The 13,552-nt window shown below is 71.4% G+C and carries 13 protein-coding genes; 4 read left to right on the forward strand and 9 right to left on the reverse strand.

The window, feature by feature from the left end; translation table 11 throughout:
• Positions 1 to 94: 94 nt before the first annotated feature.
• The 4 genes from ADK57_RS14570 to ADK57_RS14585 all read right to left on the reverse strand — a co-directional run bounded on the left by ADK57_RS14570 (position 95) and on the right by ADK57_RS14585 (position 4,067).
• The gene (locus ADK57_RS14570; RefSeq protein WP_053749858.1) at positions 95 to 454 is read right to left on the reverse strand and encodes a UBP-type zinc finger domain-containing protein; all 360 of its coding nucleotides are present in this window, start codon (positions 452 to 454) and stop codon (positions 95 to 97) included.
• A complete protein-coding gene (locus ADK57_RS14575; protein ID WP_053749859.1) occupies positions 451 to 1,911 on the reverse strand; it encodes an ATP-binding protein in 1,461 nt (486 codons plus the stop codon). The genes ADK57_RS14570 and ADK57_RS14575 overlap by 4 nt, the downstream gene beginning before the upstream one ends.
• Positions 1,908 to 3,584, reverse strand: coding sequence for an FAD-dependent oxidoreductase (locus tag ADK57_RS14580; RefSeq protein WP_053749860.1), 1,677 nt, complete (start codon positions 3,582 to 3,584; stop codon positions 1,908 to 1,910). The genes ADK57_RS14575 and ADK57_RS14580 overlap by 4 nt, the downstream gene beginning before the upstream one ends.
• 129 nt (positions 3,585 to 3,713) lie before the next feature.
• Entirely contained in the window at positions 3,714 to 4,067 is a 354-nt protein-coding gene (locus ADK57_RS14585) for a VOC family protein (protein ID WP_053749861.1), read from the reverse strand.
• 70 nt (positions 4,068 to 4,137) lie between these two features.
• Between ADK57_RS14585 and ADK57_RS14590 the strand changes: the two genes are divergently transcribed.
• Positions 4,138 to 5,010 (forward strand): universal stress protein, encoded by an 873-nt coding sequence (locus ADK57_RS14590; RefSeq protein ID WP_053749862.1) that lies wholly within the window; start codon positions 4,138 to 4,140, stop codon positions 5,008 to 5,010.
• A 1-nt stretch (position 5,011) separates the two neighbouring features.
• Here the strand turns inward: ADK57_RS14590 and ADK57_RS14595 are convergent, their stop codons facing one another.
• From ADK57_RS14595 to ADK57_RS14610, 4 genes are all read right to left on the reverse strand, one after another.
• Positions 5,012 to 6,250: a DUF4032 domain-containing protein gene (locus tag ADK57_RS14595; RefSeq protein ID WP_053749863.1), complete on the reverse strand. Its 1,239-nt coding sequence runs from the start codon at positions 6,248 to 6,250 to the stop codon at positions 5,012 to 5,014.
• Between the two features lie 57 nt (positions 6,251 to 6,307).
• Positions 6,308 to 7,054 (reverse strand): MBL fold metallo-hydrolase, encoded by a 747-nt coding sequence (locus ADK57_RS14600; RefSeq protein ID WP_053749864.1) that lies wholly within the window; start codon positions 7,052 to 7,054, stop codon positions 6,308 to 6,310.
• Positions 7,055 to 7,103: 49 nt separating this feature from the next.
• The gene (locus ADK57_RS14605) at positions 7,104 to 8,330 is read right to left on the reverse strand and encodes an acyltransferase family protein (protein ID WP_053749865.1); all 1,227 of its coding nucleotides are present in this window, start codon (positions 8,328 to 8,330) and stop codon (positions 7,104 to 7,106) included.
• Between the two features lie 158 nt (positions 8,331 to 8,488).
• A complete protein-coding gene (locus ADK57_RS14610) occupies positions 8,489 to 9,118 on the reverse strand; it encodes an alpha-ketoglutarate-dependent dioxygenase AlkB (RefSeq protein ID WP_053749866.1) in 630 nt (209 codons plus the stop codon).
• 126 nt (positions 9,119 to 9,244) lie between these two features.
• On the opposite strand from ADK57_RS14610, the gene ADK57_RS14615 reads away from it, so the two are divergent.
• Positions 9,245 to 9,892 (forward strand): TetR/AcrR family transcriptional regulator, encoded by a 648-nt coding sequence (locus ADK57_RS14615; RefSeq protein ID WP_053749867.1) that lies wholly within the window; start codon positions 9,245 to 9,247, stop codon positions 9,890 to 9,892.
• Between the two features lie 17 nt (positions 9,893 to 9,909).
• Positions 9,910 to 11,583 (forward strand): FAD-binding dehydrogenase, encoded by a 1,674-nt coding sequence (locus tag ADK57_RS14620; protein WP_053749868.1) that lies wholly within the window; start codon positions 9,910 to 9,912, stop codon positions 11,581 to 11,583.
• A 30-nt stretch (positions 11,584 to 11,613) separates the two neighbouring features.
• Here ADK57_RS14620 and ADK57_RS14625 read toward each other — a convergent pair whose 3' ends face one another.
• Positions 11,614 to 11,964, reverse strand: coding sequence for a DUF488 domain-containing protein (locus ADK57_RS14625; protein WP_053749869.1), 351 nt, complete (start codon positions 11,962 to 11,964; stop codon positions 11,614 to 11,616).
• A 158-nt stretch (positions 11,965 to 12,122) separates the two neighbouring features.
• On the opposite strand from ADK57_RS14625, the gene ADK57_RS14630 reads away from it, so the two are divergent.
• A complete protein-coding gene (locus ADK57_RS14630; protein WP_053749870.1) occupies positions 12,123 to 13,535 on the forward strand; it encodes a M1 family metallopeptidase in 1,413 nt (470 codons plus the stop codon).
• The last annotated feature ends 17 nt before the right edge of the window (positions 13,536 to 13,552 follow it).

Below are 13,552 nucleotides of genomic sequence, written 5' to 3' on the forward strand. Positions count from 1 at the left end.
CACGCGGGACTGACAACGCCCCTGCCCAGCAGGGGTGGGACTCAGCGCTGCACCCCTACCCGGCAGGGAGGGACGCGGCGGCCGGGAGAAGGAATCAGCGCAACGTCTCCGCCCAGTTCGCCGGCACCCGTCCCGCCGGCCCCGGCGACGGCTGCTCCTTGGGATGGCTCACCGGAGGAGCGAGCTCGGGCCCGGCCTCGTACAGCTCGTTCGTCGCGTAGTTCCAGTACCAGTCCTCGCCGGGTTCGAAGCTCTGCACCAGGGGATGCCCGGTGGCCCGGTGGTGACCGGTGGCGTGCTGGGCGGGGGAGGAGTCGCAGCAGCCGACATGGCCGCACTGCGCACAGCGCCGCAGATGGAACCACCATCCGCCGGCCGCGTCGCACTCCATGCACCCGGCGCCGCTCGGCGGCACGCCGGGGTCGACACCGTCGATGGCGTTGTCGCTGGTCATACAGGCTCCTCGGGTGCTGTGTCGGACTCCGCGGCCGTGAGGGGGAGAAGGACCTGGAAGCGGGTGTCGCCCGGCTCGGACTCGACCTGGAGCGTGCCGTGGTGCTTGTTGACGACGATCCGCCAGGAGATGTCCAGGCCGAGCCCGGTGCCCTCACCCACCGGCTTGGTGGTGAAGAACGGGTCGAAGATGCGGCCGCGGATCTCCTTCGGAACCCCGGGCCCGGTGTCGCGGAACTCCACCAGCAGCCGGTCGTTGTCGAGCGCCGTCCGCACGGTCAGCGTGCCTTCCCCGCCCGCGCCGTTGACGGCCTGGACCGCGTTGTCGATGAGGTTGGTCCACACCTGGTTGAGCTCCGCCGGGTACGCCGGGATCCTCGGGACCGTACGGTCGTACTCCTTGACCACCTTGATCCGCGGGCCGATCTTGCCCGACAGCATCAGCAGGGTGCTGTCGAGGAGTTCGTGGACGTCGGCTACCTGGTAGGGAGCCCGGTCGAGCTGGGAGTACTGCTTGGCGGCATCGACCAGATGGGAGATCCGGGTGGTGGAGTCCTCGATCTCGTCCATCAACAGCTCGGTCTCGACCGTGTAGTTGAGCCAGCCGACCGCGCTCGGCAGCATCTCCTCGTCCACGGCGGCGGCGACCTGGTCCAGCCAGTCGATGTCGAGTCCGGCCTGCACGAAGGTGGGCGCGATCCGCCAGCCCTCGGAAATGTCGTGGTCGTCGAGCCAGTCGGTGAGGGCGTCCTCGCGGTCCGAGGCCTCCAGAGGGCTCAACGCGGGTGCCTTGGCGACGCGTTCGGCGGTGCGTTCCTGGATGTCGATGAGGTTCGCCAGGGTCTCCGGTGAGAACGAGCCCGCGGAGATCACCCGCAGCTTGTGCCGCATCTTGCCGACGCGTTCCCGCAGCGTCGCGGTGGCCCGGACGGCCGCCGCCGCGGGATTGTTGAGCTCGTGCGTGAGACCGGCGGACAACGAGCCCAGCGCCAGCAGCCGTTCGCGCTGCCCGATCGCCCGCTGGGTGTTCTTCGAACCGGAGAAGAGCCCCTCCAGCAGGTGGACCGCCATCGGGAACCACTCCTGCATGAAGCTCGCGAAGGTGTCCGCGGGCAGCACGAAGAACCGCGTCGGCTCCGTGACGCGCATCGAGTTGTTGTACACCTGCCGCACCCGGTCACCCAGGTACGCCTGCATGGACCCCGAGTACACCCCGCGCTGCGAGGTCCGGTTGACCTCCACGTCGTCACCGCCGACCCGGCGGGACAGCACGACCGTGCCCTCGATCATCACGTAGAAGCAGGTGGCGGGCTCGCCCTCGGTGTAGACGGGCCCGGCCTCGAACCTCTCCACCCGCCCCGCGGCGCACAGCTGGCCCAACTGCTCGGGGGACAGCTTCTCGAACAGGAACAGCGCCCCGATCTCCTGCGGGCTGCACGGCATGAGCCGCCCGCTCACGACTGCTCCAGATACCGGTGGACGAGCATCACGGCCATGGCTCCCTCTCCGACGGCGGACGCGACCCGCTTCGCCGACTCGGCACGGGCGTCGCCCGCGACGAACACGCCGGGAATGCTGGTCTCCAGGTGGTACGGCGGCCGGTCAAGCTCCCAGCCCGCCGGCGGCCGCCCGTCCGGGGTGAGGTCGGGCCCGGCGAGGATGAAACCGTGCTCGTCGCGCAGCACCGTGCCGTCCAGCCAGTCGGTCAGCGGGGCCGCGCCGATGAACACGAACATCCACTGCGCGTCGACGAGTTCGGTCGCCCCGCTCCCGACGTCGCGCAGCGTGAGCTGCTCCAGGTGCTCGCCGCCGTGCGCGGCCTCGACGACCGTGCCGCAGCGCACGGAGATGTTGGGCGACTCCTCGATCTGCTGGATCAGGTAGTACGACATCGACGCCGACAGCGATTCCCCGCGCACCAGCAGGGTCACCGACTTGGCGCCCCGGGCCAGGTACATCGCCGCCTGCCCCGCGGAGTTGGCGCCGCCGACGATGTACACGTCGTGGCCCTGGCAGGAGGCCGCCTCGGTCAGTGCCGAGCCGTAGAAGACCCCGCAGCCCGTCAGGTCGGTCGTGCCGGGCGCCTCCAGCTGCCGGTACGACACGCCGGTCGCCAGGATCACGCTGTGCGCGGCGATGGCCGAGCCGTCCGAGAACCGTACGACCCGGGCGGACCCGTTGATCTCCAGTCCCGTCACCTCGCGCGCGGTGAGGATCTCGGCGCCGAACTTCGACGCCTGCCGCCGGGCCCGGTCGGTGAGCTGTCCCCCCGACACGCCGTCGGGGAAGCCGAGGTAGTTCTCGATGCGGGAGCTCTGCCCGGCCTGCCCGCCGGTCGCCGACCGCTCCACGAGCACGGTCCGCAGCCCCTCGGAGGCCCCGTACACGGCCGCGCCGAGCCCGGCCGGGCCGCCGCCGATGACGACGAGGTCGTAGAAGTCCGCGGCGGGCGTCGTGGCCAGGCCCACCCGTGCGGCCAGCTCGGGGGCCTCCGGCTGGACCAGGGGCGTGCCGTCCGCGGTGATCACGAGCGGCAGCCGCTGGGCGTCCTGCCCGGCCGCCGCCAGCAGGCGCTGCCCCTCGGGCTCGTCGGCCGAGTACCAGCGGTACGGCACCTGGTTGCGCGCCAGGAACTCCCGTACGTCCGACGACCGCGCCGACCAGCGGTGTCCGACCACCTTGGTGGCGGGCACCGGCCGGTGGTCGCTGCACCGCCACGCCTCCAGGAGGTCGTCCAGGACCGGGTACAGCTTCTCCTCGGGCGGGTCCCACGGCTTGAGGAGGTAGTGGTCGAGGTCGACGACGTTGATCGCGTCGATCGCCGCGTTCGTGTCCGCGTACGCGGTCAGCAGCACCCGCCGCGCCCCCGGATACACGTCCAGGGCCTGTTCCAGGAACTCGATGCCGTTCATCTGCGGCATCCGGTAGTCCGCCAGGATCACGGCCACCAGATCACCGCGCAGCTTCAGCTCGCGCAGGGCCTCCAGCGCGGACTCGCCGGACTCCGCGCGCACGATCCGGTACGACTCGCCGTAGCGACGTCGCAGATCCCGGGCGACGGCGCGGGAGACTCCCGGGTCGTCGTCCACGGTCAAGATGACGGTCCGCGCTGCGTCCGCGGCCTGTGCCATACGTCTCCCACCCCGAGGTCGGACTCACGGCACGGAGAACCCGTGATCAAGCAGCCACCGGGCCGGTTCCCGCCCATCGTATGTTCGATCGCCCCGCTTCGCTCAGGTATGCGGGAGCCCACGGGGAGGTCAGCCCCGGCGCGGTCCGAGCACGCAGAACTCGTTGTCCTCGGGATCCGCAAGCGTCACCCAAGGCTGCTCGCCCTGGCCGACATCCGCGTGCCGCGCGCCGAGGGCGAGAAGGCGAGCCACCTCGGCTTCCCGGTCGTCCGGCCGGAAGTCGAGATGGAGGCGGTTCTTCACCGTCTTCGACTCCGGCACCGGTACGAAGACCAGCCCGGGAAGGCGGTCCTTCTCCGGCCGGATCTCGAACTCGTCGGGGAGGTCGCCCACGACCACCCACCCGAGCGCCTCGGCCCACCAGCGGCCCAGAGCGGCCGGATCGGCCGCGTCCACGACAACCTGCTCCCATTCCAAAGTCATGCCGTCAGCGTAGTGAAGACTGGGTACCGGACCACGGGATACGGGATCACGACACAGGGAGGCCGGCAGCATGACGCGCCCGATCACGGCAGGGGTCGACGGAACCGAGGAGAGCCTGGCCGCGCTGGCCTGGGCGGCCAGGGAGGCGGTGCGCCGGAGGCTGGCGTTGCGGGTGGTGCATGCCTGGCAGTACGAGCCGCACGAGGTGATCGAGGCGGCGGACCCCGACGTGCAGGCCGGATGGGCTCGGGAGGCGGTGGGCGAGGCCGCGCGCACCGTCACCGACCGGCACCCCGACCTGGAGGTGTCCACCGACGTGGTGACGGGGGACAGCGTGGAGGCGCTGGTCGCCGCGGCGGCGGAGGCCGAGATGCTGGTCCTCGGCTCACGCGGCCACGGCCGGGTCATGGGCTTCCTGCTCGGCTCGGTCGGCCAGCAGGTCATCGTCGACGCACAGCGGCCGGTCGTCCTGGTGCGCGCCGGGGACGAACCCTCCGCCGAGGCGGCCGGACGCGAGATCGTCGTGGGCCAGCAGGGCGTCCCGGAGGACAGCGCGGACGTGCTGCGCTTCGCGTTCGAGACGGCCGCTGCACGCGGGGCGACCGTGCGCGCGGTCCGGGCCTGGACCCTGCCTCCGGTCTTCGCCTACAGCCCGGGCTCGCTGAAGCTCCTCGACGAGGCCGGCGGCCTCGAGCCGTACGAGAAGAAGGCCCTGTCCGCGGCACTGCAGCCGTTGCGGGACCGCTTCCCCGACGTTCCGGTCGTCGAGCACGTGGAGATGGGCAGCGCCGGGCAGGTGCTGCTGTCGGTGGCCCAAGAGGCCCAGCTGATGGTCGTCGGGCGCCGCGCGCACCGTACGGCCGTCGGCGCCCGCATCGGCTCGGTCGCCCATGGCGTCCTGCACCACGCCGGCTGCCCGGTGGCCGTGGTGCCGCACGCCTGAGTCAGTCGGCGGAGGGGGTGGGCTGGAGCGTCTCGCGCGCCTTGGGAAGGATGTTGTTGATGTAGTCCTCGACGGCCGTGTCCAGCCCGATGTCGTGCTGCGCGCGCTCGGACAGGTACCAGCGGTGTTCCAGCAGCTCGTGGTAGATCTCGGCCGGGTCCATGGAGCCGCGCAGGTCGAGCGGCACGGCCCGCACGGTGGGGCGGAAGACGTCCCGCACCCAGCGGTGCGCGAGCACCTCGGGGCGGGCCGCGAGCGGGTCGCCCGGGGCGTAGTCGTCCTGGGTGGCCATCCAGGACTCCAGGTCGCTCAGGAGCCGACGCGCCTGGTTCTCCTCGGTGTCCAGGCCGGTCAGCCGCAGCAGCTGGCGCTGGTGGTGGCCCGCGTCCACGACCTTCGGCACGAAGGTGACCGTGTCGCCGTTGGAGGAGTGCTCGATCTGCATCTCGGCCACGTCGAAACCGAGCTCGTTCAGACGGCGGATCCGGCGCTCGATGTAGTGGTACTTGCCGGCCGGGTAGACGGACGTGCGGGTCAGCTCCTGCCACAGGCGTCCGTAGCGGGCGCAGATCTCCGTGCCGAACTCGATCGGGTCCACGGAGGGGTGCAGCGCCCCGGACGCCTCCAGGTCGAGCAGTTCGCCGCTGATGTTCACCCGGGCCAGGTCGAGGTCGTAGTCGCGCTGCCCGGTGCTGAGCTGCGGGTGCAGGTCACCGGTCTCCGCGTCCACCAGGTACGCGGCGTAGGCGCCCGCGTCACGCCGGAACAGCGTGTTGGACAGCGAGCAGTCGCCCCAGGCGAACCCGGTGAGGTGCAGCCGCACCAGCAGCACCGCCAGCGCGTCCATCAGCCGGTGCATGGTCGCGGGCCGCATCGTCGTCTCGAACATCAGCCGGTACGGCATCGAGCCGCCCAGATGCCGGGTGACCAGCACCGACTCCAGCGGGGCGTCGCCCGCGTCGGTGCGTCCGGTGACCACGGCCAGCGGGTCGACCGCGGGGATGCCGAGCCGGTCCAGGTCCCGCAGCAGTTCGTACTCGCGCAGCGCCGGGCGCTCGGCGAGCTCCTTGACGGCGATCACCTCGTCGCCGGCGCGGGCATAGCGCACGACGTGTCGGGAGATGCCGCGGGGCAGCGGCACGAGGTACTCGTCGGGCCACTCCTCCAGGGGGAGATGCCACGGCAGCTCCAGCAGGAGCGCGGGGTGCTCCGGGTTGGTCGCGCTGATCTGCAGGGCCATGGTTCGCGTGTCCTCATCTTGCGTATCGCGTACTGCCTCGGTGATCGTCACCTCACCTTAGAGCGCGCGCTCCCTGGCCTGAAGTGTCGCTTCACGGACCGGACCGCGGTGCACCGGCCCGTGCCCGGGCAGCAGCAGGTCGCCCGACAGCCCTTCGAGGGCGTCCAGTGAGACCACGGCACGGGCCCGCTCGTGGTGGAACATGTCGGGCAGCAGCTGCGGACCCTTGATCCGCGAGGTGGGGTGGCCGCTCACCAGGGCGTCGCCGGAGATCACCACGCCCCGGTCCGGGAGGTGGTATGCGGCGTGTCCGTCGGTGTGGCCGGGGGTGTGCACCGGGACGGGCCGGCCGGGCAGGTCGAGCGCACCGGCCGCCGGGAACGACTGGGGCGAGGCGACCGGGACGTGGGCGGTGCCGCCCGAGCGGATCGCGTGCACGGCCCACGGCAGGACGCCGGGCCGCCAGCCGTTCTTCAGGACCGTCGCGACGTTCACCTGGTGCAGGAACTCCCGCCGGGCGTGCGGCACTTCGGCCTCGTGCAGATACACGGGCATGCCGTACGCGGCGCGCAGGTACTCGGCGGAGCCCAGGTGGTCGTTGTGGGCGTGCGTGATCAGCACGGCCGTGACCGCCTCCGGCGAACTGCCCACCTCCGCAAGGGAGGAGAGGAGCTGTTCGCGGTCTCCGGGGTAGCCGGTGTCGACCAGTGTGACCGCGTCCCCCTCCGTGAGGATCACCCAGTTCGTGTTGCTGCCGTGCACCAGATAGGTGCCGTCGGCGACTTGCTGCACATCCGAGCGCATGATCGTCCCGCGTGGTGAGGTCCCTGACCGACGGAAACAGCAAAGCAGATCAGGAAGGAGGCGGAGCCGTCGGGTCCGGTCGCATGCCGAACAGGAAGCGGGTGACGCGTGTCCGGCGTACGACGTACTCGTACACGAAGAGGATCACCGCCAGGGAACAGGCCACGATCACCGTGTACTTGACCACGATCGGTGCGGACCAGCCCACGACTCCGTACGCGAACGCGACCACCACGGGCTGGTGCAGGACGTACAACGGCAGGGCGGCGACGGCGAGATACGGCATCACGCGGGAGGACGGCCGGGCTTCCCGCGGCTCGCCGTCCCGTGACGCGCCGTCCCGTGACCGGCCGTCGCGCGGCCGGTCCAGCAGCCCCAGGATCGCCACCACCCAGCACCAGCCCGCCGCCCCGAACAGCGCCCGGGTGGACAGGGCGACCGCGTTCCTCGCGGTGAACGGATCGTCCTCGGAGAGGAACCCGGGCGCGGTCCCGAGGAACAGGACGATCCCGAGGACGCCGACCGGAACGGCGAGTCGGCGCATGGCCGCGCGGATCCGGTCGTCGTCGGCCGACGCGTGGCCGAAGAGGAAGAACAGCAGGTAGGCCCAGCGGTTCCAGCCCGCGAAGCTCTCCTCCATGCCGAGCAGTGAGTTGATCAGGGCGAGCGGCAGCGCGGGCAGCAGGAGCAGGAGCGGCCGTCGCTCCACCGCGTCCCCCGCGTGCCGGGCGGCGGCCCCGAGGGGCGCCGCGACGGGCGCGAGGAGAAGGCTGAAGACCAGCAGGAGGACGACGAACCACAGGTGGCCGGTCTCGAAGTGGTCGCCTTCGAGGACGAACGGGAAGTCGCCGGGATCCGGATGGACGGTGAGGAAACGGGGCCAGAACTCCCAGTAGGACTCGCGATAACCGGGGTCGGCGGCGCGCAGCCGCAGCCACTGCGGCAGGGGGCACAGGACGAGCGTCGCGAAGACCAGGGGGACGCCGAGGCGCAGCAGTCGTTCACGAACGAAGCCGCCCGGCCCGCGTCGGCGCAGCGAGTGGCGGGCGCCGAGTCCGGCGACGAGGAACAGCAGGGGCATCGCCCACACCACCCCGAGCCCGGCGACGACGGTGACGACGTCGGTCGTCTCCCGGTTCTTGACGTAGAAGTCGTCGTCCGGGGAGAAGACCAGCGCGGAGTGGAAGAAGACGAGGCCGAGGACGACGAGCGCACGGAGCATGTCGAGTTCGACGCGTCGGCGAACGGCCGGCGGCTGCCCGGTCTCCGCACTCATCCAGGCCTCCCTCCGACGCGCGCCAGTGTGGGGGAGAGGGCGCGGAGGACGACAGGGTTCCGCCGGAACGGGGCCGCCTCCGGCACCGTCCGCCGGAGGCGGCCCCCGCGTGCTGCCGAAGCGGCCGCCTCTCCGCCTCGTGCACGCCGTCCCGGGCCTCAGCGCACGCCGTGCGGCCGGAACTGGATGCTGATGCGCGGCCCCGAGGCGCGCGTGGTCTTCGGTACGGAGTGCTCCCAGGTCCGCTGGCAGGAGCCGCCCATCACGATCAGGTCGCCGTGCCCCAGCGGGCGTCGGACCGTGTCCCCGCCGCGCATCGGCCGCAACAGCAGGTCCCGGGGGGCGCCCACGGAGAGGATCGCGACCATCGTGTCCTCGTGCGCGCCCCGCCCGATCCGGTCGCCGTGCCAGGCCACGCTGTCCCGGCCGTCGCGGTAGTAGCACAACCCGGCCGTGGTGAAGGGCTCGCCCAGCTCCGGGGCGTAGTGCGCGGACAGCGCCTCGCGTGCCTTCGTGAGCAACGGGTGCGGCAGGGCGTCGTCCGCCCCGTAGAACGCCAGCAGCCGAGGTACGTCGACCACGTGGTCGTACATCTTCCGGCGCTCCGCACGCCACGGCACCTCGGTGGCCAGCTGTTCGAACAGTTCGTCCGAGCCGCTCAGCCAACCGGACAGCACGTCGATCCAGGCGCCGAGGCCGAGGTCGGTCCGGCGGATCCCGTCGAGGGGGCCGAGCCGCAGCTGGTCGGCCTGGTCGAAGAGGGAGCCTTGGAGGTGGTGCGTGGTCATGGATCCAGCGTACTCCTTATTCGAAAATATGTTCCCATACGGTGTCGACCGCCCGTCGGATGTCCGTCCGACCTTTCGATACATCGTCGTATCGGATACATTCCCGTATCGAACGGAGGTCGGGAGATGGCGGTGGAGGAGACGACCAGGCGCGTCACCAAGCGCCGTGTCCGCACGCGGGCCAAGCTGCTGGACGCGGCCTTCGCGGTCTTCGCCGCCAAGGGTTTCGGGCGGGTCTCGATCGAGGAGGTCTGCGAGGCCGCCGGCTACAGCCGGGGTGCCTTCTACTCGAACTTCGACAGCCTGGACGAGCTGTTCTTCGCCCTGTACCGGCAGCGGGCCGACCTGATCGCCGAGCAGGTGGCCGAGGCCCTGGCCCTCGACGGGCCCGAACTCGACGTACCGGCATCCGTGGACCGGGTCACCGAGGTGCTCCTGCTCGACGTGGACTGGCTGCTGGTGAAGACCGACTTCCTGGTGCACGCCGCCCGCGATCCGGCCGTCGCGCACAGCCTCCTGGAGCACCGGGAGCGGCTGCGGCGGGCGATCGAGGAACGGCTCGCCCGAGCCACGGGACACACCGCACTGCCCGCCGTGCTCGGCGGCATCGACGGCGCCGCCCGCGCGGTCGTCGCCGCGTACGACGGAGTCACCACCCAACTGCTCCTGGACAAGGACGTCGAGCGCGCCCGCGTCTGGCTGGGGCAGTTGCTCACCGCGCTGCTGACCGACGGCAGCGGCACACCCGAACGAGACCCAATGAGACCCCAATGAGAAGGGCAACGGTCGCCATGGATGCGGACGTCATCGTCGTCGGAGCCGGACTCGCGGGCCTGGTCGCGGCGCACGAACTCACCAGCCGCGGCCGCAGGGTCGCGCTGGTCGACCAGGAGAACGCCGCCAACCTCGGCGGCCAGGCGTTCTGGTCCTTCGGCGGGCTGTTCCTCGTCGACTCCCCGGAGCAGCGGCGCCTCGGTATCAAGGACTCCTTCGACCTGGCCTGGAACGACTGGCAGGGCAGCGCCCGGTTCGACCGGATCGACGACGAGGACTCCTGGGCGGTGCGCTGGGCGCGTGCCTACGTCGAGTTCGCGGCGGGGGAGAAGCGGTCCTGGCTGGAGGGGCACGGCATCAAGTTCCTGCCCACCGTCGGCTGGGCCGAGCGCGGCGACCTGACGGCCCACGGACACGGCAACTCCGTCCCCCGCTTCCACATCGCGTGGGGCACCGGCACCGGGGTCGTCGAGCCGTTCGTCGAGTACGCCAAGCAGGCCGCGCGCGACGGGCTGCTCACCTTCTACCACCGTCACCAGGTGGACGAGCTGGTCGTCGAGGAGGGCACGGCACGCGGGGTACGCGGCACACTCCTGGCCGAGGACAACTCCCCTCGCGGTGTCGCCTCCAACCGCGACCGGGTGGGCGACTTCGAGCTCACCGCCCGGGCCGTCGTCGTCACCTCCGGCGGTATCGGCGCCAACCACGACATCGTGCGCCGCTACTGGCCGGAGCGGCTCGGCACCCCGCCCGCCGAGATGGTCACCGGAGTGCCGGCGTACGTCGACGGCCGGATGCTCGACATCAGCGCGAACGCCGGGGTGCGTCTGGTCAACCGCGACCGCATGTGGCACTACACCGAGGGCCTGCAGAACTGGGACCCGATCTGGCCCGGCCACGGCATCCGCATCCTGCCCGGCCCCTCCTCGATGTGGTTCGACGCCCTCGGCCGCCGCCTGCCCGAGCCGTGCCTGCCCGGCTACGACACCCTCAGCACCCTCGAGTACCTGCGCACCACCGAGGACATCGCCGACCACGACCACTCCTGGTTCATCCTCACCCAGAAGATCATCGAGAAGGAGTTCGCGCTGTCGGGCTCCGAGCAGAACCCCGACATCACGGCCAAGGACCGCGCGGGGTTCCTCAAGGAGCGGGTGCTCGGCAAGGGTGCGCCGGGCCCGGTCGACGCGTTCCTGCGCAAGGGTGCCGACTTCGTGACCGCCCCGAACCTGGAACAACTCGTCGAGAAGATGAACGGGCTCACCGACAAGGCGCTCCTCGACGCGGCCGGGATCCGGCGCCAGATCGAGGCCCGCGACCTCCAGATCGCCAACGCCTACAGCAAGGACGCCCAGGTGCAGGGCATCCGCAACGCCCGCCGCTACATCGGCGACCGCCTCGGCCGCGTCGCCACCCCGCACCGCATCCTCGACCCGGCCGCCGGGCCCCTCATCGGCGTCAAGCTGCACACCCTCACCCGCAAGACCCTCGGCGGCATCCAGACCGACCTCGACTCGCGCGCCCTCGGCACCGACGGCAAGCCTCTCGACGGTCTGTACGCGGCGGGCGAGGTCGCCGGCTTCGGCGGCGGTGGCGTCCACGGCTACAACGCGCTGGAGGGCACCTTCCTCGGTGGCTGTCTCTTCTCGGGGCGTGCGGCCGGCCGAGCCGCCGCCCGGCAGACGGCCTGACCGTGACGGCCCGTCTCCTCGCACATCGAGTCACCCATCGAGGAGACGGGCCAGGACCGAGGCGTGGCTCTGCTCGGGGGACTTGGCGGCGGTCAGCAGCGTGACGGTGCCCTTGCCCGCCAACTCCCTCACGCGGTCGAGGAGTTCGACCGCCTCGGGAGCGGCCAGCTCCGCCTCGTACCGCCCGCTGAACTCCTCGTACGACTCCTCGCCCGCGTGGTACCAGCGGCGCAGCTCGGTCGACGGGGTGAGGGCCTTGGGCCACTCGTCGACTCTCGCCGCGTCCTTCGACAGGCCGCGCGGCCACAGCCGGTCGACCAGGACGCGTACGCCGTCGTCGGGCTCGGGCGGTTCGTAGACGCGGCGCACGCGCACACTCACGGGCAGGCCTTTCTCGCGTGGGTCACGGTGCCGGGAGCGTATCGCCGTGTTCCGGGTGAGCCCGGTCCACGCAACGCGCCTTGACCTGATCAAGGGTGATCTTCGGGCCGGACGGCCCCTAGCCTGAGGCGGTCGGCCCCCCACTCGTAGGAGCGCACGTGACGCAGCCCGCCAGACGTACCGCCGTTCTCCGCCGCGAAGCCGTGATCGCCACCGTCCCGGTCGCCCTCACGGCCCTGCTCGTGGCCGCCGGGCCCGCTTCGGCGGGCACCGTCGGCACGTCCGGCGTCGGCGACCCGTACTTCCCGCTCGCCGGCAACGGCGGATACGACGTCGGCCACTACGACCTGACCCTCCGTTACGACCCCGACAGCGGCCGGCTCGCCGGGAAGGCGGTCCTCACCGCCCGCGCCACCCAGCGGCTCACCCGCTTCGACCTCGACCTCAACGGCCTGAAGGTCACCGGCCTCACGGTCGACCACGTCAAGGCGGACCACACGCGCGACGGCCAGGAACTCGTCGTCACCCCGCGTCACGCCCTGCGCCAGGGCCGGAAGTTCCGGATCACCGTCACCTACGAGGGCAAGCCCGGCCCGGTCACCGACCCGGACGGTTCGCTCGACGGCTGGATCCCCACCGACGACGGCGCCTTCGTCGCCGGGGAGCCCCAGGGCGCCATGACCTGGTTCCCGGCGAACAGCCACCCCACGGACAAGGCGTCCTACGATTTCACGATCACCGTCCCCAAGGGGAGGACCGCCGTCGCCAACGGCGTCTTCCTCGGCGAGCGCACCGCGCACGGACAGACCACGTTCCGCTGGCGCCAGCGGGAGCCGATGGCGGCCTACCTCGCCACCGCGACGGTCGGGAAGTTCGAGGTGAAGCAGTACACCACCCGCGACGGGGTCCGGGTCTACGACGCCGTCGACCCCCGCGAGGCCGAGGCCGCGGCACCCGTCCTCAAGCAGCTGCCCTCCGTGCTGGAGTGGGAGAGCAAACTCTTCGGGCCCTACCCCTTCCGCGCCGCCGGTTCGATCGTGGACCGCGCCCCGAACGTCGGCTATGCCCTGGAGACCCAGACGCGTCCCGTCTACGACGCGGCCCCCGACCTGAGCACGCTCGTCCACGAGAGCGCCCACCAGTGGTTCGGCGACTCGGTCACCCTCACCTCCTGGAAGGAGATCTGGCTCAACGAGGGCTTCGCGACCTACACCGAGTGGTTGTACGGCGAACAGCACGGCGGCAAGACCGCACAGCAGACCTTCGACGCGCTCTACGCCCGCCCGGCGAGCGACGGCCTGTGGGAGTTCCCGCCCGGCGACCCGGGCAGCGGCGCGAACATCTTCGGCACCCCCGTCTACGACCGCGGCGCCATGACCCTGCACGTCCTGCGCAAGGCCGTGGGGGACCGGGTGTTCTTCCGGATCCTGCGGGCCTGGGCGGCGGAGCACCGCGCCGGCCACGGCACGACACCGCAGTTCGTGCGCCTCGCGGAGCGGGAGTCAGGGAAGGACCTGGGCGCCCTGTTCCGGACCTGGCTGTACACGGAGGGCAAGCCGAGCAAGCCCTAGCACCGAACGGGCCGCAT

Origin of the sequence: Streptomyces sp. MMG1533, from assembly GCF_001279775.1 — a bacterium.
Lineage (GTDB): Bacteria > Actinomycetota > Actinomycetes > Streptomycetales > Streptomycetaceae > Streptomyces.